Source organism: Streptomyces sp. NBC_01571, from assembly GCF_026339875.1.
In the GTDB taxonomy this organism is placed as follows: domain Bacteria; phylum Actinomycetota; class Actinomycetes; order Streptomycetales; family Streptomycetaceae; genus Streptomyces.
In genome coordinates this window covers 8540441-8560941 of the sequence record NZ_JAPEPZ010000001.1, presented here as the reverse complement: position 1 = coordinate 8560941, position 20501 = coordinate 8540441, and the positions used below count along the sequence as shown (strand labels likewise).

Here is a 20501-nt window from a genome sequence, read left to right as displayed (position 1 = left end):
GATCGTTCCTATCAGGGGCCTTACGCCTGCCCGGACTTGGGGATACCGCGGGCCGCAGCGCCAGCATCGCGATCACAGCGAGCGACGAGCGCTTACTGGAAAAGACTCACTGATAGCCCGTGCGCCGCAAGCTGCTCACGCAGTCGCCGCTCGGCGGCACTGGGCTCTTTCCACACCACGGGGTCAGTCTAGTACTCCAGCAGGATTTCGCTGTCTGACCTGGTCTTTCGCCGGGTGGCGGGAGTGTAGCGGGACTCTGAAGGTGCAGGGGCGGTCTCACGGAGACCGCCCCTCGAACGTGCGACAACGCCGCAGGTAGTGACAGCGGCGGGGCAGCCTCCCAGGGTGATCACCGAGTACGCCGCCGCGCAGTGGGACCTCGAACTGGACGATCTCTTCCTGGCCATCGGCCACCGCTTCGGCCGTGTGGAACTGCGCCGCCGCATGCGTGACTACGTCCGCGGACTGCTCGCCCCGGTGGCCCGCAAGAACAGCTGGCAGCTGGCCGAACAGGCGGGCCACTCCACCCCTGACGGCCTGCAGCACCTGCTCGCCGGTGCGAAGTGGCAGAGCGACGACATCCGCAACGACCTGCAGCAATACGTCGCCGACAAGCTCGGCGAGGACGACGGTGTCCTGATCATCGACGACACCGGCTTCATCAAAAAGGGCACCACGTCGGCCGGAGTCCAGCGGCAATATTCCGGAACCGCCGGGGCCCGTATTTCAATAACTGTCAGCGACGGGTTTCCGCGGGGGTTGTTCGGGCGTGTAGCTGTTCCAATGTGCGGGCGGGCGATCCGGGTATCGGCGTGACGAGGATCCGGTGCAGGTCCAGGAGCCGTTTTGCGTCCTGGTACTGGATGGACAGGTTGGTGCGGTTGACGCCCAGTAGTTGGGCCAGGAAGGTCATGGTCACCGCTCTGCGGCGGCGCAGGATGGCTGCCAGGAGCCGGTGGGTGTGGTCCACGCTGCTGGTCTGTGGGTGGCGGTAGCTGCGCGGGCGGTGGAAGCGTCGCTGGAATGCTGCCTCGGCCATGGCGTCCCAGAATGGCTCCGAGACCGCCACCAAATGCTCGAAGGCGGTTCGTGACATGCCGGTCAGGGCCGGATCGGTGAGCATCGCGGTCAGGGCCGGGTCGGTCCGGTGTGTCGTTGCCGGCGCGTCTGGCGCTCGCGGTGGACGGGAGACAGTGTGTAGTTCCAGTCGCCGTGGAAGGTGTTGGGTGTGATCGGAAGGGTGTGGAACTCGGCGGGTGTGACGCTGATGCCGAGGTCGTAGTTGTCTGTGTCCAGTTCGGCCCCGATGGTCAGGCCGGTCTTGGTTGTTGTGGCGGCGATGGTCTCGAGGACGACCTGGTAGCTGGTCAGCGGCCGCCCCCGCCAGTTCGCGGTGATGTGACAGAACATCCGGTGCTCTATCTTGTTCCACTTCGAAGTCCCCGGCGGTAGGTGACAGACCGTGATCTCCAGGCCGGTCTCTCGTGCGAAGGTGGCAAGGTTGCTTTTCCAGGTCCAGCGCCGGGGGTCGTTGGAGCCGCCGGAGTCGGCGGTGATCAGGAGCCTGCCGGCATTCGGGTGGTCCGCCCGTCCGCGGTGTTGCCACCAGCGTCGGATGGACTCCACCGCGAACTGGGCGGTGTCGTGGTCGGTGCCGACGTTGACCCATCCGCTGTTGTTGGCGATGTCGTAGATCCCGTAGGGGATCGCCATGGGCTGGTCGTTGGTGGTGAACGTGTGGCAGTCCACCTTGATCGCGTTCTTGCCCGGCCGCCAGGTGCGACCGGGCCGGTCCCGGTTGCCGAGCCATTCCTTGGCCTTGGTGTCGACGCTGATCACCGGCTGGGCGTCGTTGAGGAACTCGGTAGCGGTGGCATTGAGGTGGGTGAACTGGGCATCGCGGTCCGGATGCCTGATGCCCTCCGTCGTCTTCGCGGTTCCCTGCAGGCTGTAGCCCAGGGTGTGCAGCAGGTGTCCGACGGTTGAAGCGCTGATCGGGTGGCCCTGTGTGGTGAGGGTCGAGGCCAGGGCCCGTAACGACAGCGTGGTCCACCGCAACGGGGAGACGGGGTCGCCTCGGGTGTGCGGCTCGATCAGCGACTCCAGCGCGGGCAGCAGACCAGGGTCGGTGTCTGTCAGCCGCTTGCGGCCCGCACCTGGGGCCCGGACCCGCAGGGTCGGTGAGGAGTAACCGGCCAACTCGGCAATACCTCGCGCGATGGTTGCAGTGCTGGTGCCGGAGGCGGCGGCGACCCGGATGATCCCGCCGCGGCCGAGGGCCGTCGCCTCACTGGCCAGGTACAACCGACGGCGGCGCTCATCGAAGTGCGGCAGGATCTGATCGAACTTGGCCCGCAGAGCACGAGCGGCAACGCGGCCTGACAGACACGGGGTCATATCTCAGACTCCCACCAACACCCCTCTGCCGAGCACTTATTGAATTACGAGCCCCCGGCCGCACCGAGAACTGCCAGATCGGCGTCTTCGCCGCCTACGCCACTGCCCGCGGCCGCGCCCTGGTCGATCGCGACCTGTATCTCCCGAAGTCCTGGACCGAGGACCGAGAACGCTGCCGCACCGCAAAGGTCCCCGACGAGCGAGAGTTCGCCACCAAGGGCGAACTGGCCCGACACATGGTGCTGCGGGCCCTCGCTTCGCCGCTGCCCATCGCATGGGTCACTGCGGATTCCGCCTACGGGCAGGACAACCGCTTCCGCCGACTGTTGGAACAGTCGGGCACCGGCTACGTGCTGGCCGTTCCCAAGTCCCAGTTCAGCGTGGGGTGTTCCCGGATCGAGGCTCTGTTCGCGCAGGCCCCCGACGAGGCGTGGGAGAAGGTCTCATGCGGCGACGGCGCGAAGGGACCCCGCGTCTATCACTGGGCGGCGGTGCGGCTGCCGGCCGTCGCCGAATTCGACTACCAGGGCGAGGTCCCTCACCGGATGCGATGGGCGCTGGCCCGGCGCAGCATCAGCAAGCCCGACGAGATCGCCTACTACCTCGCCTACGCGCCCCTGGAGACCACGGTCCAGGAGTTGGTGTGCGTCGCCGGGGCACGCTGGGCGATCGAGGAGTGTTTCCAGACCGCGAAGAACGAGTGCGGCCTGGACCAGTACGAGGTCCGCCGCTACGTGGGCTGGTATCGGCACGTCACCCTGGCCATGCTCGCGCACGCCTTCCTGGCCGCCACAGCACACCAGGCCGGGGAAAAGGGGGTGCAACCAGTGAGACGACCGGGGCCGTCGCGCTCACAGTGGCGGAGGTTCGGCGACTCCTGGCAGCTTGTCGTCCCCGGCCCCCGCACCTGCGCGGACACCGAAGACAACACCACGCGCTGAGCTGGTCGAACTGGCGCCGCCGACGCCAAGCAGTCGCCCGCCGCTGTCACTACCTGCGGCGTTGTCGCACGTTCGAGGGGCGGTCTCCGTGAGACCGCCCCTGCACCTTCAGAGTCCCGCTACACTCCCGCCACCCGGCGAAAGACCAGGTCAGACAGCGAAATCCTGCTGGAGTACTAGTTAGAACCCCGCGATTCACAGGGGTCCCCACCGTGGGACGTGTTGGCCTACTGAGCCCTACGGCATACGCCGGCCGCGCGTTGTGCGCACGGCAACCAGGTCAGAGGGGAAGATCAAATGACAAGCCGTTTCCGCAAGGGGTCTCGACACATGTTTAGGGCCGCAGGGTTCGCCATGATCCGAGGTGCTGCGTACGCAGCTGGCAGCGCCGTCGTGACTGGGGGGATCTGGTGGTTCCAGTCCCGGTAGTTCGCGCCGACTCGTGCGTTCTCCGCATTGAGGCGCGAGGTGTGGCCAACTGTGATGCTCAGACTGGCCAACTTGGGCGCTCAGTCACAGGCGGCTGCATGCGCAACCGGACCCTGAACGTCGGGGAGCCTTGCCGCCTACGGCTCGACGCACCCCGAAGCGGGAGAAAACCCGCATTTCCGTAGCCAAGCATTGCCACCAGCACCCAATGTGCCGCAAATCCGACCAAGCCTCGGAGTCATCGTTAGCCCCACGACTCCACCCTTCGCCATCAACACATGTTGATAGACCTAACCCTCGCAAGGCTCGACCATAAGCAAAAATTGCCACCTAACATAAACACCTGTTGATGACGGCGGCTTCGTGCCGCCGGAGTCCTGATGTCTCAGAGAAGGAGTCCTGGATCATGACCGCGCTCCGCCGAACCGCAGCCCTGGCTGTATCCACCGCCCTCCTCGCCGGAGGCGCGATGACTCTGGCGCCGACGGCGTCCGCAGCCACCTCTCCCAAGTGCACGTACAACCTGGCCGACTTCACCGGCACGGTGGACGGGGACGGCGTCAACTACCGAACGGGCCCCAGCACCAGCTACACCGCCAAGGGGCGGCTCTACGACGGTGACCGCGTGCGCGTCTACTGCGGGAAGGGCAACTGGTACTACAGCTCTCTGGCCAAGCGTTCGAAGGGGGGCCTGGCCAAGGGAACCACGGGCTGGATCCGCAGCGACATGCTCTACCAACTGGCCGGCTGAGCGACGCCGGAAACAGCGACGGCGCCTCGCCTTCCGTGAGGGCTGATGCGCCCATGTCGCATCCGTCAGGTGAACCCGCCGCATCCGCCTCCGGGCCCAACACCGAACGGACCGGCGAGCCTTCGAGCGTCCCGCGCCGTCAATCGCCACAGCGATCGAGGTCACTGGCCACGGCGCAGCGCCATCCAGCCGTGCCACGTTCCCGCTCGCGGCGGCCCATTTCCTCTGCAAGGTCCCTCCGACGAAGGAACTCCATGAATCTCCGCGCTCGCGTGCCTGCTCGTCTCGCCGCTTCCGTGACTCTCGCACTGTCCCTGACCGCCGGAGTGACCGCCGCCACGGCCCAGACCGCCAGCGCGGCAGAGGCGCCGTGCGTTCCCCGCGTGTACTACACGGTCAACACCAACGCCGTGAACTTCAGGACCGGACCCGGGACCGGTTACGCGTCGAAGGGACTGCTGTACCGCGGCGACTGGGGCAAGAAGCTCGCCACCAAAGGCTCGTGGATCAAGCTGCGGCTCGGGCAGAAGTCCCGGACCGGACTGCCCAAGAACTCCACGGGCTGGATAGCCAAGCGCCTGGCCTACGACTGCGTCCCGATGCAGCTCGACTGACGCTGAAAAAGGAGCCTCGGGAATGACCCGTAAAGAGCTGACCGGACGCCTGGGCAACCGGTGCCGAGCGAATCGGCTCTGGGGGAGGAAGAAGATCGGATGACGAAGAAGGGCGGTAGCTCGGAAGTCGCTGATCAAAGCGGCGCCTTTCCGCGAGAAGGCCCCGCCCGTGCGCGAGAGCCGACACCTGCCGTGTTGCAACTGGCGGTTTCCTCGTTGCTGGTCGATCCCACGCCACGGCCGATAACCACGCGCGCGAACCAGCTCACGTTGACCCGAACCGCGCATCTCAATGACCTCGACGAAGTCAATAGCATGCACGCCCGGTGCTCGCTGGAATCGCGCTATGCCCGCTACCACGCCGCCCGGCAGGCCGTGACGACCCGCGAATGGGGGCATTTGTGTGACCGGTCCGACGGGACCACCTTGGTCACCATCCCGCTCCAGGAACCAACCCGCATCATTGCTGTCACTCACCTGCTCCGGACGTCGGTCCCGCATGTCCGCGAACTCGGCATCCTCGTCGAGGACTCCTGGCAGGGGCAGGGGCTGGGCACCGCCCTTGCCCACTACGCGGTGGACCTCGCGCGCACCCACACCCTCGACTGCTATGGGATCGCGGCCATGGCAGGAAGCGGCAACCAGCGGATGCTGTCCATCCTGCGGGGGCTGCACGCCCGCGTCACGGGCAGGGACGGGCCCACGCTGAACACCGTGATCCCCGTGGAGGCGTAGGCCCATGTACCAGGCCCTCCGCCAAAGCCTTGCGCGGCGTCATGCCAGAACCAACCGGGACCGACGGCACCGGGATCGCGGTTTTCACACCCGCCCCGTCGCCTTCCGCCGCCGGGGCACCAGCCGCCAAGAGCGTGGCACCACGGCTCGGCGAGTTCCGTAGGACAGAGCACGCTCCGGGCGCGACCGGTCATCTCGGGGGCTGACATCGCGCGGTACCGCTGGCTGTTCCTGAACAGCCACATCACGCAATCCGACGCAGAATGGGAGATCTCCCTGTGCCCCCGCTCCTTACCGATGCCCGCCGCGACACGCTCCTCGTGCTCGACGACGGCACGATCACCTACGCACGCACCGCGACCATCGCGGACTACCCCCTCGTCGAAGATCTGCACGCACGGTGCAGCACAGGCAACCTCTTCGCACTCTACAGAGGCCGTCGCCCCGGCTTCTCCGCTGCAGCGTGGCAGCGCATAGTGGACAGCCCCCGCAGCCGCGTGCTCCTCGTCACCGCGGACCACTCCGGTCACGCAGTGGCCATGGCGTCGATGATCGAGAGCTCCCGCGCGCCGGAAGCGTGCGAAGTGGCGCTCCTGGTGACCGACCTACCTCCGCATGCCTACCAGTCGCGCGGGCTCGGCACCCGGCTGGCCGACCTCGTCGCCGACCTCGCCCGCGACGCGGGATTCACGTCCCTCACCGTGACGTCGCTGTGGACGAACTGGCGGATGCTACTCATCGTCGCGCACCTCGGCGGCCCGACCCTGCCCCAGACCTCGTATGTGCGCAACATGGCGCTCCTCGGCCTGCTGCCCAACTCCGGCCTAGACGTGGCCGACGAGATCGAACTGCGGATAGCGCTGTGAGGGCGGCTACTCCGTCGGGTACCGAGCGGTCCACCGTTGTCACCGACGACGGCGCCCGGCTGACCGTGTACACCGATGGTCCGTCGCATGCCGGAGTGACGGTGATCCTGAGCCACGGTTTCCTGATGACGGCGGACGTGTGGCGGCTGCAGGCGCGCGAGCTGTCTGCCGGCGGCGTCCGGGTCGTCCGCTACGACCAGCGGGCCCACGGCAACTCGGTTCCAGGCCGCGCGGCCTTGACCGTCGACCGGCTCGGCGCCGACCTCGCCCACGTCGTCGACGCGACAACGCCTCACGGACCAATCGTCCTCGCCGGGCACAGCATGGGCGGCATGGCAGCCCTCACTGTTGCTGCCCGGCAGCCGGAACTCATCCGTCGCCGACGTCCCCACGTAGCCCTGATCTCGACGGCCTGCAGTCGGGCCCAGCTGGTGCCGGGCAACCACCCGCTCCACTGGATCAAGGCAGCGGCCCGTGCGGGCTACTCCTATCCTCTCTGCTGGCTTCCGCCCGCCGCCGACGTCGCACGGCGCCGGCTGCCGAGCCGTCACCCGTGGGCCCTTCGCCCCGAGACGCAGCACGGCGGCGACACCCCGCCTCCGAGCCGACAAGCCATCCGCCGTACGCCCACGGCGCAGATCGCCCAGCTGTGGAAGTCCCTGCGCACCTACACCACGGCCGAGATGCTCCACGCCCTCGACGCACTCGCCGGCCACGTCGAAATCGTCACGGGCGAGTTGGACGACTGGATTCCCCTGTCCCAGACCCATGAGCTGGCCCAGCAACTGCCTAAAGCACGTATGCACGAGCCCGTCATAGGCGCCGGGCACCGACTGCCCACCGACAGAGTCGGCCATGCCGCCGTGACCCAGGTCCTGAACCGGATGGCCGAGGCGGCGCTCCGCGCCCCCGCCTCCGCGGCGCCCCGAGGTGAACGCACATGAGTCGAGACCATCAACAGCCGCCGCCAGCCGCCCCCTGGGCCATCCGGCTCACCCCGGACACCACCATGGCGCTGCGGTTCATCGCCGAGCCGACCGAGCGCCGCCGGCACCGACGCGCCCTTCAGCCTCCCCATCGCCCCACCGAATCCGGGCCGCAGGAAACACCCGCCGGCTAGCGGTACCCCTCCGCGTAGAGGCCCCGGCCCGCACACCCGCCCCGTGGCGAAACAGCCGATCGGGCCCCGCCTGCACCGCGTTGTACCACTTCACATCCTGGCCTTCTCGATCGTGACGGATCGGAGAGCCCATGCAGCCGCACACCCGCCGTGCCCTTGAGAACTGGCGCACAGCCTGGACCGACCAGCAGGACGCCGCCCTGGCCGCCTTTGCCGCAGCCTTCCCCGGCCTTGCACGCATGGATCGCCCAACGGGCTGCTGCGATCCGCGTATGAAAGTCGAACGACCCGGAGAGGCGACCGGCTTCGTGTGCTTCGACGATCACGGCCGCGCCACGGTGGATTTCACCGGGATCCCGCAGACCACCCTCGGTAGAACCCTTGAAGTCATCTTCGGGTGCGACTGGTTCGACGAAGGACCCGAGGGAATCGCAGCCGCGCCACCCGGCACCTACAACTGGGACGACGAAGCCACGTACGCGGAATTCGAGATCAAGGTTGCGGCCGACGCCACCGCCTCGATCTGCATGTCGTACGTGACCGTAGAGGACGCCGTCGTACTCCTGGACGAACTGCAGACCCACCTGACCGAGCACGCGGTCGGCGGCCCCGCGCCGCCTGACGAGCAGCGGTAGCCCACATCACAGCCCCCTGTCACCGTCGCAGCGCACGGGCCACCACGCCGGCCACGGCAGCGAGCGCGCTCATAACGGCGGCCCCCACCCCGAGCGGCTCGGCGAGCGCCGGGTGCTCGCGGGCGAGATAGACGGCGGCCCCGGCGATCAGGAGCCCCAGCACCAGGGCGAGGAGCAGGACCGCCAGGCGCAGCTCCCGGTGGCCGTCGTCCTGCCGGTGTGGCGTGTCGGTGTCCGTGGTCATGAGCAGTACGTCCTCTGCGCGTCGGGCGTCTGCGGTGCCGTCCACGCTCGGGCGGCGCCGCAGACGCGGCTGGTGAACGGCATCCACGGTGGCTGCTGCGCGACGGCGTAGCTACGCCATAACGCTGCCGTTCCGCTGCCATTTCTCCGCCACTTTGCGGGGCTGCGGTCGAGACGACTGGACGAAGGTGGGGGGTCTCCAAAGGCGTCCGCTCTCCCGGTGTGTTCCGGTAGCGTCCTTTTGTGGCTTTCAGCAAAGTGCCCAGTGCCGCCGACCAGCGCCTCATCGATCACGCGGCGCGTCACGACTTGTCCGTCACCGTCAAGCAGCTCGCCGCCTGGCGGCGGGCCGGGCTCCTGCCGGGGAATATCCCTGGCGGAGGCCTCGGCCGGGGCCGGGGCAGCACATCTGCACCACCGCCCGAGAGCTTCGATCTGGTCGTCGCCCTCGCGCGCCTTGCCGGGCGGGGTAAGCGGCCGGCGGACCTGGCGCTTCTTCTGTTCGCCGAGGGCCTCCCGGTTCCAGAGGCGACGGTCCGTGCCGCCTTCCGTGCCGCCGTGGACACGGACCCGCTTCCCGGCGAGGACGACACCTCAGCCGACGGCCGTGACCCGGATGAGCGGCTGGACCAGATTTCCCAACGGCTCGCCGACCGTGGCCAGGTCCTCACGCTCGTCCCGGCCCGCGCCCGCCGTATTGACGAGCGCATCACCCGCGCCCTCGGTCAACTCCCGCCCGAACTGATGGAACTGGACCAGAACCCCGAGCCGCAGCCGCTCACCCCCAAGGACGCCACGCTGACCGCCGTGACCGCGACCATCGGCGGTTCCGTCCCCCTCCAGGACATCGGCGCCATGCTGCGCGCCATGAGCCCCGCCATGGCGGCAAATCCGATGGCCTCTCACGTCGAGACCACCCAGGCCGACGTTCCGGAGGCCGCTGCCAGCATCCTCGCCGAGGACGGCTCCCTGGCCTTCCTCCCCGACGGCGACCCCCGTGATGTCCTGCGCGTGCTGGCCGACACGGCTCCGCTGGAAGACCTCGCCGTCGGCTGGCATACGGCCGTCCAGGTGCGGGAGTGGGCACTGGATCTGTGCCGGCGCGTCGAGGGTGAGTTGAAGGATGGGCAGCTCGGCGCAGCTGTCGAGGAATGGCTGCACGGCAGGCAGTTGATGTCAGGGCTCTCCGTCATCGCGACCCTGCGCGAACCCCGCTGGACACCGTCGCGGGGTGCATCCTCAGCACTGATGTGGCTGTTCCAGTGCCAGGCACTCGCGACGCTCGACAGCCTGCTCCCCGGCTGCCAGTGGCACCTCCTCAAGATCCCGGGGTTCGCGCCGCCGCCTGCCCGCGACCTGATTCTCAGCAAGGTCGTCGGCCCCAGCACAGCATCGGCCGCGGAGACCACCACCGGCTGAAGCTGGAGTCGCATCCGCAGCGGTCAACGGTTGGGTGCCGAAGAAGCGGTAGCCGGTCGGGCCTGTTGGTCCAGCCACGCCCGCCACGCCCCTACTCATCTTCCGCGGCGGGGGCGCCGTTTCGCCGCACACGAGCTGCCAGCCCGTCCAGTCCCTGGGCCGACTCCGCCATGGCCGTGATCCTGTCCGTCGCCATCCCCGGGCAGCAGCCGGAGAGCAATGTCGGCCGCCGCGCCGTTTCGCACGGGCCGGGTGGGGTGCCGGGGCTGATGTGCTCGGCCGGGTGCGGGCGGTGTCCCTCCCGGCTATCGAGTATGGGAGGCCGCGGCGAACTCCGCGCAAGGTCGGCCGCACGGTTTTTCTCCGCTCCTGCGTCACGGAGAAAAACCGTGCGGCCTCCCCTGCACTCCGTTCGACGGCCTCCCAAATCTCTCTTCGCCGGGAGGGGCCGGGGGCCGATCCCCACGGCAACGCATCCCCCGGGGCCAAGCCCGCCACCCGGACGCAGCACTCGGGGCACACCAGCCTCAGACAACCCCGTCAAAACCTGCATTTGACCAGCCCAGAGCCCCTTTTCGCATTGACCACCCCACCCAATAAAGATAAATTTACCCATGTCGAAAGGGGGCAGGGCAAAGCCCCCGGAACCCACTCAGGATCAGGAGATCCGATGGACCTGAACGACTTCACGAAGCCGCTCCAGCTCAACGACACCACACGGCTCCAGGCGATCTTCGACCCGGCCTTGCGCCGCTTCCGCGCGCAGCTGTGGAAGGCCGACGAGCCGGCCGGACTGCTCGGGCTGGTCGAAGTGTTCACCCACCCCGACGACGTGCTGGACGCGGTCGACGAGTTCCTCACCGCGCACGGTGAGAGCCCGCTGACGAAGGAGCAGACGGGCCGCTTCGCCGGAATGCTGATCATGGCGAAGGGGGGACCGGACGCCGAGATGCTCCGGCTCGCCATCGAGGAGCCCGACAAGTTCCTCTTCTTCTGATCCACCGCTCCTGTCGGGGGCCAGGGTTGTCGACCTCACCCTGCCCCCGGCTGTGGAGCCTGGCCGTCGGCTTCTACCGCCTGCGAGACGCGTGTGCCGACGGCGCCTTCTCACCCCGCGTTCCCGCCTGAAATGAAGGAACCAGACAGACCTTGCATACTCCCGCAGCCATCGCGCAGCTCGCCGCCGGGATCCTCGGCAGCGACTGGAAGGCCGAACGCTCCCCCTGGGAGGTTCGCGGCAGCGTGACCGCACCCGAGACCGACGAGTTCACCCTCCATGTCGACGATCTCCATCACCTCGTCCTGGAAGCCGCCTTGGCGGGCGAGATCGCCCGGTTCACCGGACATCCCGCCCAGAGCAACGGCGAGGATCTCGCCCGGAAAGTCGCCGAGGCCATCCGCCACTACCTGTCCACGCTCGAAGACGACGAGACACAAGGCACCGCGCTCTACCAGGAGCTGAACCGGGGAGCGCACTTCTCCGGCGCGGACTACAGCGACCCGGAGACTCCCTGCCACCCCTCCGTCACCATCGCAGGGGGAACTTGCTCCTTCTACATCGACGAAGCCCGCGTCGCGCAAGTAGTCGTCGAGCTGGACTGGCTCACCGCGAGCGGCGCCCGGATCTGGCCCGGGGCCGTACCCGTTCGGATCACACTCGACGGAGGAGTCGTGTTCTCCTCCACCGGCACGTGGGTGGTCGAGCTCCAGCACCCCGAAGACGGCGGGGATGACAGCGTGTGGGAATACGAGATAGCCGCCGAGGATGCTCCGACCGAGGCGGACGCCCGTACGGTCGCTGCGAAGCAGTTGCTGGCTGACCTCAAGTCCCGCGACAACGCCGACGCCTGGAACGGCATCACGATCCGCAGCGTACGACTCGCGGATCACTCGCCGACGGCCTGAGCTTCGCATTCCTGACGGACATCGGTCGGCCGGGAAGATCTCAGCGGTCCCGTTCCGACGCCACCGGGTCTCCACGACGCCGCCCGCCTCCCGCGCGGGCGGCGCCTCCCGGGCGCAACATCGCTTCCTCGGGCGGCAGTTTGGCCTCATCCCGCGGAGATGCGCGCCGACCCCGCTGGGGCCGCGCTCGGCAGAGCGCAGATTCACCTACGTCGCAGCAGGGGGCAGGGCAAGGCCCCCTGGAACCCACCACCGCAAGGGGTCTACACATGGGTGCCCACAGCCCGCAACTACAACTCGATCTTTGGCAGGAGCAGTCGCCCGCCGCAGTCAGCGTGAAACCGGTGACCGTGCTTTCGTATGGCCTGGGGGCGGATTCGACTCTCGTCCTGATAGAAATGCTGCGCGACCCGGCCGACTACGGCCTGGAGCCGGACTTCTCCGACCTGATCGTGATCACGGCGACGGTTGGTTCGGAGTGGAGGGACACCGTCAGGTTCGTCGAGGACCATATCTTCCCCCTTCTCCGCCGTCATCAGGTCAGATACATTCAGGTCGCGCGGTGCGGCCCGTACGAAGCGGACGGCTGGGAAGTCCTCGCCGACTCCCGTAGTCCACAGCACTTCATTCCGCGAGGCCGCTGGACCCTCATGGACGAGCTCTCTCTGAACGGCACGGTCGTCCAGGCCGCCGGCGGGAATTCGTGCTCGCTGAAATACAAGGGCTGGCCACTGGACCAGTGGGGGCTGGCCGAGTTCCCCGACAGGCCGTTCCGGAAGATCGTCGGCTACCACGCCCGCGAACAAAAGCGCGCCCGCACCTACGACGGATGCCAGCAGGAGGAAAACCTGAAGGCGCGCCGGACCATCTGCACCGTGGAATATCCGCTCATTGAGCAGAGCTGGGACCGCGATATCGTGGAGGCCCGGTTGTTCACCGAATTCGGCTTTCTATGGCCCAAGTCCTACTGCACGTTCTGTGTCTATTCAGGTTCCTGTTCTGCCCGGCCCGCGCATATGGCGCGCTTGCGTGACCACGTTGAGCAGGCTGTCGAGGTACTGGCCCTGGAATACACGTCGATGGCGCTGAACGAGAACGGCTCGTTCTACCCGAAGGAGACGCTGTACACGCGTGTCGCCGAGGACGGCAACACCGCGGCGCTGCGGGCGCTGGAGGACCGTCTCGCCTCCGTGGAGTGGGCGCTGTACCGAATACGCCGCGTGTTCCCTCCGGCCCGCACCGGCAGCTGCAAGGAACGGCACGGCGACTCTTGCCGCTCCCCGTGGCCCGGCTGCATCGACCCGGACACGGGCGAGCGGACACCCCCATGCGCACAGTGGCACGGACCCGTCTGCCGCAAGCCGCAGCCCGCATGCCGGGACTCCTCCCGCAAGGGGCAGGCGAGCCGGTCCGTCAAGGTCGTGATCACCGGAACCCGAGCGCAGGTCACCCACCTGATGCGCCGCCGCGCCGCGGACGCCGGCGAGCATGTCGAGGAAGACCTTCAGCACCCGCTCGGCCATGTCCGCAGCCAGACACTCTCGCGCGGTGCACGCTTTCCCGCCGTGGAGGAGTTCCATGTCGTCGCACCCAGCGGCGTGATCGAGAAGCAGAGGAAGAACTTCGAGGAGGTGTGGCAGGAGACCTGCCGACAGCTTCGGCTCCCCGTCTGATCGCGCAGACACCGCGTCCCACGCTTCACGCTCGGCGTCACGGCGAGTCAGAACATCTCCTCTTCCCGGCTTTCCGAGTGTGGGGCCCTCGGCGGGAGGGGTGCAAGAACGGGCTTCGCCGCGTTCTTGCACCCCTCCCGTTCGGGCCCCTTTTTCTTTTTGCCGGGAAGGGGGAGGGGGCCACTCCACGGCACCGCCCGCGTTCGGTCCCGCCCGGCAGCCGACCGCGGGCCTCACGCGCTTAAAGACTGTCGCCGCGAGGGCCGGAAGTCCGAAATTCCTTCCAACTCCCCTTCTGAAACCCGGATTCCGAGGTTGACCCACCCCTCAAGAGAACATAGATTTACCTATGTCGAAAGGGGGCGGAAGCGAAAAGCCGCCCACCAAGAACATCGGCAGCGAATAGGCCAATACGGTCGTCGATCCTTTAAAACTCCACAGAGCGCTTCATTGAAATCCGTAGAACATTGACGTGACATCAAGAACCAGAATTCCACAGGGGGGCAGGGCAAAGCCCCCCAGGAACCCACACTGCTGAATGGAGTCACTCAGGTGACGAATCCCGAGATTCCCATTTCGATGACCGACCTTGCCATTGCCATCCGCGAAGGCGCGCAGGTCGAGTCGAACAACATCCTCGGCAAATCCGTCGTGTTCACCCTGCCCAGCTCCGGAGACGAGGTGACGGTGTGGCCCGGACCCGACAAGCCCCAGCCCTCCGCTCCTCTCGTCCTGCTCTGGCAGCGCCGGTCGCCGCAGGGGGCGAACATCGCTCAGGGTGTACTGCCCTGGCCCAGCGACCCGAAGCCGCTCGTGAACTGGGCGATCACGATGGCCTACTCGACCGACGAGATCGGCCCGCAGTACGCGCCCGTCCTCGCCACCCTGCGCGAACACAACGTGATCGGCGACATCGTCCCCGTCCAGGGGGTCGGCCACCTCATCCACGTCCGGCTCCCGGACTCCAGCTACCTGACCATCGGGGGTGACGAGGGCCTGCCCAGCCGTGCCGACCAGGTCAAGAACTGGCACGTACAACACGAGGGTCCCGACGAGCACATCGGGGTCATCTACCACGGCTCCGAACTCCTCAGGATGGTCGGCGCGACCCAGCGCTACCTCCAGGCGACGGCCACCCGCTACGGCAGTCACCACCCGCTCGGTGCCCCGGTCGACAGCGAAGAGCCGGACGGTCCGGACAAGCTCTACGGCCTCATCTCCGACCTGTCCGAACTGCGTCGCACCCGCTACTCGGTGCCGGGCGGGGCCCTCCTGACCGTCATGGACGCCGACGGTCACAACGGCGCCACCATCGAGGTCCCGGCCGAGGTCGTGACCCGTCTCTGCCGCCTGCTCACCGTCGAGAAGCGGGTCATCGAGACCTACGGCGGCTAGCAGCCGACGCACCCCCAACCTGCCGGGCCCGGAGGGCAACCGGGCCCGGCGCCCACGAACCCACAACCACGGATGGACACATGACGACCCGCATTCCCCCGGCACACAACCACTGGCCACTGGCGCTCGCCCGCTACTCCGGCGGCCCCGAGCCGCTCGGACTTCCCGACCGCCACCGGCCGATGCCCCTGCTGTGGGCGTCCCCGCCCTGCCCGCCGACCTGGAGCACGTCAGGCGTGCGCCACTTCGCGCGGGCCGATGACCCCCGTTCCCGTATCGCCCGTCGCCTGGCGGTCGAACTCGGCACCTCCTCCGCCTGGGACCTGATCCGTGAAGCGCAGACCGGAAGCTTCCAGGTCGGCACGGTCGAGAACGTCATCGAGACCGCAGTCTGGCTCACGTCCCAGACCTACGGCGAGTAACCGCCCCGCAGTCTTTTCCCCGCTTCGGGCCCGGAGGGCAAACCGGGCCTGAAGCGCTCAGGAACCCATAAGCAGGAAGAGCACTTGAGCCTCACATTCACTGATATGTATGCGGGCGCGGGCGGATCCAGTACGGGCCTGGTCAATTCAGGACTCGAACTCCTACTTGCCGCCAATCATTGGCAAGTCGCGGTAGATACGCACACCGCCAACCATCCGGATGCCGAGCACCTGTGCGCCGAGATGGAGTACTACGACATGAGGCGCCTCCCGAAGACAGACATTCTTTGGGCGAGCCCCATCTGTACAGAGATAAGTCCCGCCGGGGGGCGTCCCCGGACCAAGGGTCAAGTCGATGACGAGGAATGGAAATCCCTCCCGGACAAGGCGTTCCAGCGAACACGGGCTACCGCTTTCGAAGTCATCCGCGCCGTACAGCTCCACCGCTACAAGGCCGTATTGGTTGAGAACGTCATCGAGTTCGCGACCGACTGGGAGTTGTTTGACTGGTGGCTGGCCGGAATGGCGCAGCTGGGCTACAACTACCAGATCGTCTGTGTCTCGTCGGCGCACATCGGGGACGCGTTCAATCTCCCCGCTCCGCAGTGGCGCGACAGGTTGTACATCGTTTTCACGAAGGTTGGAATCCGTCTCCCAGATGTGAAGCCGACGCCGCTGGCGTTCTGCGAGGTCTGCGACGAGGACGTGCACGCGGTGCAGACCTGGCGTAAGCCCCGTAAGCCTCGCAAGGGCCAGAAGCCCCGGAGGAGCGGAGTCGGCAAGTACGGCGTGCAGTACGACTACACGTGCCCCTGCGGCCACGGAGTCGTGGAGCCGTACGTTCAGCCCGCGTCGTCCATCATCAACTGGGAGGACGAAGGCGTTCGCATCGCAGAGCGTCCCGAGCACGGGCTTGACCCTCTGGCCGAGAGCACCATCGCGCGCATTGAGGCAGGGCTGGAGATGTTCCCCGAGACCCCCTCGCTCGTGACCGTCAACCACGGTGGCCACGACGGGCGCGCATTCCGGCCGGACCTGGCCCCGCTGCCGTCCAGGTGCGCGAAGATCGGGGAAGGGCTGCTCGTCCCGCCCGGAACCTTCCCGTACGCCACGTCGTCGCCGGATCTGGCGGCTCCGCCGTTCGTCATCGAGCTCCGCAACCACGGCAAGGCGCGGAAGATCGACCGGCCGCTGTCCGCGGTCATGGCGGGTGGCAATCACCATGGGCTGGTCATCCCGTACCGCAAGGGCGCGAAGGCCAAGCCGACGTCCGAGCCGCTGCACACCCTTTCCACGCACGATTCGGCCGGTCTGCTGCGGCAGGCGGCACGGATCGAGGACTGCTACTTCCGGATGCTGAAGTGGCGCGAGCAGATGAGCGCGCAAAGGTTCCCGCCCGGCTACATCGTCACGGGGACCAGCGACGCCGCCAAGACGGTCCAGGCCGGAAACGCGGTGAGCTGCAACGTCGCCCAGTGGCTCGGCGAGCGCGTGGCCGCCGTTCTGTAAACCCCGTGGGGCCGCCCCAGCGGCGGCCCCACCTCCCCTTTCAGCCGGGCCCGGAGGGCAAACCGGGCCCGGCGCCCACAAGCCGAAGGAGCGCCGCATGGTCTTCCCGGACCCCCGGCACGACGCCCGCGAACGCATCGCCCATACCGCCCGCACCGTCCAGCACACCCGCACCACCCACATGGCGATCCGGCTGCTGCTCACCCGGGGCATCCGCCCCCAGGTGACCCGTTCCCGCCCCACCGAACCGCCGTGGGTGGACGTCACGTTCACCCACGGAGCCACCTCCGTCAGGTGGTCCAACACCTACTACCGCAACGGGCACAACCTCCGATTCACACTCCTGCCGCTCACCTTGGCGCCCATCGTCCTCGCCGCCGTCAGCAGCGCCCCGGACAAAGAGTTGGCCGCCTTCCACGACCCGGCCGACTTCAAGGGCGAGGCCGCCCGGTGGCTGGACAGCCAGACCGCAGGACTGCTGGGCGTGGCCGACAGCCGACCGATGCCGGGCTACGACGAGGAGGCGTCCGACACACCGATCTACAGCTCGGAGCTGTCCGGGCGCTGGCAGGTGGAGGGGATCGCCCTCCTGGAACTGTCCGGCCCGGACATGACCGCCGTCTGCAACCTGGAGATCCTGCGCCTCAGCGAGGCCGCGGCGCACGCAGTCATCACCGCCTACGCGGCCCAGATCCCGCTGCGCTGATCCAGCCGGCTGCCTGGCAGGCGCCACCTCGGCGATGCCAGGCAGCCGGGACTGACCCCCTCGCTGCCCAGGGTCCGGGCAGCCCCACCGAACACCTCCATCTGGGAGAGAGTCATGCCCCGAAACCTCAGCACCCCTCCGCCGTGCGGTAGCGGGTGCGGCGCCCAGCTCGAACTCTTCGCACCGCCGCCCCTGCCCGCGCCGGCCGCCGGGTTCGACTGGGATCGCAACGACGTCGTGATTGTCGGCGACAGTGGTGGAAAGGACAGCGGCGTCCTCGTGCACGAGGTGTGCACGCAGGCCGACCAGGAAGGTCAACTGCACAAGGTCAAGGTGTTGCACTGTGATCTCGGCCGTACGCCGAACGGGCACCTGATCGAGTGGCCCGGCGCGCTCGAAGTGGCCCGCAGTCATGCCGACTTGTACGGGGTGCCGTTCGCCGTCCGGCGCAGTCAGCGGTGGCCGTCCCTGTGGGACCGGGTCATGGACCACGGCAACTTTCCAGGTTTCTTTGCCAGGTTCTGCACCTCGGATCTGAAGACCGCCGTCGGCCGCGACTACGTCGACGAAATCGCCGCCGAACTTCGGCTCGGCCGCCCCATCCGGGCCGGGTACGCGATGGGCATGCGCGCCGAGGAGTCCCGGGCCCGCGCCAAGAAGCCGGTCATCGAGCAGCACCGTATGACCGCGAAGACGCTGCGCGACGTCACGACCTGGCTGCCGGTCCACCACCTCAAGACGGACGAAGTCTGGAAGGCCCATCGCAAGCACGGCATCCCGTGGCATCCGGCCTACGAGCACGTGGGACGGCTCAGCTGCCGAGCGTGCCCGCTGGCCAAGCGGGCCGACCTGATCGCGTCCGCGCGGATCAACCGCGAGATCTTCGCGGAGTGGGCCGGGGCGGAACAGCGCCTGGGCAAGCCGTTCAAGATGAACCTCACCCTGAAGCAGATCATCGAACTCGCCCGCAGCTGACCGGACCAAGGGATACACCCCAGCCACATCACGCCCTGACTCACTCCGGCAGGGCGGCTACCCGGGAATTCATCCACGAACCCGGCAGTTCGGGGGGTCCGGCGCCCCGGAACGCCATTGACCCCCTCCCCACCAAAAGATAGATTTACCTATATCGGCACGGGGTCACCGGCTCCGGACGCCGCCTCTCGCCATCGTCAGGCCGCGTGAGCCGACCGTCTCGACTCCCAGCCGGAGCGCGGAAGGGCAAACCGCGCTCCGGCACCGAACCCACAACCGTGAAAGGCAGCCCGCCCATGGACTTCACAGGGCCTCTCGACATCAAGGCGCCTACTGACTACGCCGAACTCATCAAGTCGACGCCGCCGGAGCGGGGGCACGCCCACCTGGCCTACGCCCTCCGCTGGGTCGGCGAGGACGGCACGAAGATCGACCGTGAGGGCAACATCATCGCTCCGGGCTGGGCTGACGCGCCCGACGGCTGGGAGACGTTCAACGCCACCTACGCCCCCGAAATGGCTGGAGCGATCTGCGCCGACCTCCTCTCATACGTGTGGGAGGCAACCGGAGCCGAGGGCCTGGGCCTCTCGCTGCGGACCCTCCTCACCTCTCTGACGGACGAGGAGGTGCCCGGGGACGGAGACGTTCAGCACTCGCTGCGGACTCTCCTCGACTTCCTGGCCGACGCCCTCGACTGACGTCCCACCCCCTGTACTCCTCCGGTGCGCGGCAGGGCAAAGCCGCGCACCGGAGCCGAACCCACCCACGTGAGAGAGCACCCATGCAGACACACGCGATGCGCACCGCCGCCCGCGAGCGAGCCACAGCCGCGCGTCATCAGCTGGATCTGACCACGGCCGTCCTGGCGCTCCGCCGGAGGTCGGCAGCCAGGCACAGGCGACAGATCAGCAAGACGGACGACAGCCTCCTCCAGTGGCGTTCCGAACAGCGGCTTCTTCCTGGCGACTTCAGCAGCAAGTGGGTCGAAGCCGCTGATGCTCAGCGGACGGTCCGTGAGCAGGCCCTCCGGGAGGAGGAGGCCCTGACGGCCGCCTACGAGGTCGTTGCCGCCGCCCACCGGCTGGCCCTCGGCGCGGCACACCGCGAAGTGCACCCTGTACCCGAGCGAGGCACCGTGATCGCTCCGGCCAATCCGGTCGCGCACGCCGTCAACTACACCGCGGCGTATTCCAGTTCCCACGACGGCGACGCGATCGATCACCCCCGTTCGCTGTCGGCCGACCGCGTCGAGTTCGTCCTCGGCCTGTGGCAGAAGGATCCGTCTGCGCGGATCCTCCTCGATGCGTCGTGTACCTACACCGTGGCTCGGCCCGGCAGCTACATCGAGCTGCGCCCCGTCGACGAGCCCGCGCCGACCGAGGGCGATGTGCTGCACGCCGCCCTCGGCGCCTACGGCGTGCCGTCGTCCCCCATGTGGGAGTGCGGCATCACCTACCGCGTGATCCCGCTCGACACCACCGCCACCGGCGAGGACGTCCACACCGGCCCCCGCCTGTTCGTCCAGTCCGGAGAAAGTGCCGATCGGCCGATCGACGCCCACGAGGAACCGTGGACGGTCACCCTGCACAACGCCGACGGCGACCAGATCCGCACGCTCTACATCGGTTCCCACGTGCCCGGGGGCATCGCCGAGGAGTCCGCCGACTGCGCGAAGTTCGCCGCGTCGTGGATCCGCGACAACGCGCACGCCCACCTCTCCGGGTTCTGACCCCTCCCTTGAGTCCGGGACGCGGACACGCAAACGG

Annotated in this window: 19 protein-coding genes and 3 pseudogenes; 20 read left to right on the top strand and 2 right to left on the bottom strand. The window is 67.8% G+C overall.

Features of this window, described 5'->3' with window-relative positions; all coding sequences use genetic code 11:
• Positions 1–345: 345 nt before the first annotated feature.
• A pseudogene (locus OHB41_RS38475) lies at positions 346–717 on the top strand (transposase); the annotation flags it as partial.
• On the opposite strand, the pseudogene OHB41_RS38470 reads toward OHB41_RS38475, so the two are convergent.
• Positions 717–2397: pseudogene (locus OHB41_RS38470) on the bottom strand (ISAzo13 family transposase); the annotation flags it as partial. The pseudogenes OHB41_RS38475 and OHB41_RS38470 overlap by 1 nt on opposite strands.
• Positions 2398–2453: 56 nt before the next feature.
• Here OHB41_RS38470 and OHB41_RS38465 point away from each other — a divergent pair.
• From OHB41_RS38465 to OHB41_RS38430, 8 genes and pseudogenes are all read left to right on the top strand, one after another.
• A pseudogene (locus OHB41_RS38465) lies at positions 2454–3338 on the top strand (IS701 family transposase); the annotation flags it as partial.
• 835 nt (positions 3339–4173) lie between these two features.
• Positions 4174–4518, top strand: coding sequence for an SH3 domain-containing protein (locus OHB41_RS38460; protein ID WP_266704002.1), 345 nt, complete (start codon positions 4174–4176; stop codon positions 4516–4518).
• Positions 4519–4772: 254 nt separating this feature from the next.
• Positions 4773–5132 carry an SH3 domain-containing protein gene (locus OHB41_RS38455; RefSeq protein WP_266704000.1) on the top strand — a complete coding sequence of 120 codons (360 nt, stop codon included), beginning with the start codon at positions 4773–4775 and terminating at the stop codon, positions 5130–5132.
• 99 nt (positions 5133–5231) lie between these two features.
• Positions 5232–5867, top strand: a complete 636-nt coding sequence (locus OHB41_RS38450; protein WP_266703998.1) for a GNAT family N-acetyltransferase — start codon at positions 5232–5234, stop codon at positions 5865–5867.
• 278 nt (positions 5868–6145) lie between these two features.
• On the top strand, positions 6146–6733 hold the full coding sequence (locus OHB41_RS38445) for a GNAT family N-acetyltransferase (protein ID WP_266703996.1): 588 nt from the start codon (positions 6146–6148) through the stop codon (positions 6731–6733).
• 95 nt (positions 6734–6828) lie between these two features.
• Positions 6829–7677 carry an alpha/beta fold hydrolase gene (locus OHB41_RS38440; protein ID WP_266703994.1) on the top strand — a complete coding sequence of 283 codons (849 nt, stop codon included), beginning with the start codon at positions 6829–6831 and terminating at the stop codon, positions 7675–7677.
• On the top strand, positions 7674–7853 hold the full coding sequence (locus OHB41_RS38435; protein WP_266703992.1) for a hypothetical protein: 180 nt from the start codon (positions 7674–7676) through the stop codon (positions 7851–7853). Before OHB41_RS38440 ends, OHB41_RS38435 begins: the two co-directional genes overlap by 4 nt.
• Positions 7854–7984: 131 nt before the next feature.
• A complete protein-coding gene (locus OHB41_RS38430) occupies positions 7985–8488 on the top strand; it encodes a hypothetical protein (RefSeq protein WP_266703990.1) in 504 nt (167 codons plus the stop codon).
• Positions 8489–8507: 19 nt separating this feature from the next.
• On the opposite strand, the gene OHB41_RS38425 is transcribed toward OHB41_RS38430, so the two are convergent.
• Positions 8508–8732, bottom strand: coding sequence for a hypothetical protein (locus OHB41_RS38425; RefSeq protein WP_266703988.1), 225 nt, complete (start codon positions 8730–8732; stop codon positions 8508–8510).
• A 242-nt stretch (positions 8733–8974) separates the two neighbouring features.
• Between OHB41_RS38425 and OHB41_RS38420 the strand changes: the two genes are divergently transcribed.
• The 11 genes from OHB41_RS38420 (at position 8975) to OHB41_RS38370 (ending at position 20464) form a co-directional block, all read left to right on the top strand.
• Entirely contained in the window at positions 8975–10150 is a 1176-nt protein-coding gene (locus tag OHB41_RS38420; RefSeq protein WP_266703986.1) for a hypothetical protein, read from the top strand.
• A 670-nt stretch (positions 10151–10820) separates the two neighbouring features.
• Positions 10821–11147, top strand: coding sequence for a hypothetical protein (locus OHB41_RS38415; RefSeq protein ID WP_266703984.1), 327 nt, complete (start codon positions 10821–10823; stop codon positions 11145–11147).
• Between the two features lie 152 nt (positions 11148–11299).
• Entirely contained in the window at positions 11300–12055 is a 756-nt protein-coding gene (locus tag OHB41_RS38410) for a hypothetical protein (protein ID WP_266703982.1), read from the top strand.
• A 269-nt stretch (positions 12056–12324) separates the two neighbouring features.
• Positions 12325–13728, top strand: a complete 1404-nt coding sequence (locus tag OHB41_RS38405; RefSeq protein ID WP_266703980.1) for a hypothetical protein — start codon at positions 12325–12327, stop codon at positions 13726–13728.
• A gap of 552 nt (positions 13729–14280) precedes the next feature.
• Complete coding sequence (locus OHB41_RS38400) at positions 14281–15123, top strand: hypothetical protein (RefSeq protein ID WP_266703978.1); 843 nt, start codon at positions 14281–14283, stop codon at positions 15121–15123.
• Between the two features lie 80 nt (positions 15124–15203).
• On the top strand, positions 15204–15545 hold the full coding sequence (locus OHB41_RS38395) for a hypothetical protein (RefSeq protein ID WP_266703976.1): 342 nt from the start codon (positions 15204–15206) through the stop codon (positions 15543–15545).
• An 84-nt stretch (positions 15546–15629) separates the two neighbouring features.
• Positions 15630–17054 (top strand): DNA cytosine methyltransferase, encoded by a 1425-nt coding sequence (locus OHB41_RS38390; RefSeq protein WP_266703974.1) that lies wholly within the window; start codon positions 15630–15632, stop codon positions 17052–17054.
• Between the two features lie 97 nt (positions 17055–17151).
• Positions 17152–17760 carry a hypothetical protein gene (locus OHB41_RS38385; RefSeq protein ID WP_266703972.1) on the top strand — a complete coding sequence of 203 codons (609 nt, stop codon included), beginning with the start codon at positions 17152–17154 and terminating at the stop codon, positions 17758–17760.
• 114 nt (positions 17761–17874) lie between these two features.
• Positions 17875–18735, top strand: coding sequence for a phosphoadenosine phosphosulfate reductase domain-containing protein (locus OHB41_RS38380; protein WP_266703970.1), 861 nt, complete (start codon positions 17875–17877; stop codon positions 18733–18735).
• A 296-nt stretch (positions 18736–19031) separates the two neighbouring features.
• Entirely contained in the window at positions 19032–19433 is a 402-nt protein-coding gene (locus OHB41_RS38375) for a hypothetical protein (protein WP_266703968.1), read from the top strand.
• 83 nt (positions 19434–19516) lie between these two features.
• Positions 19517–20464, top strand: a complete 948-nt coding sequence (locus OHB41_RS38370; RefSeq protein WP_266703966.1) for a hypothetical protein — start codon at positions 19517–19519, stop codon at positions 20462–20464.
• Positions 20465–20501: the final 37 nt, after the last annotated feature.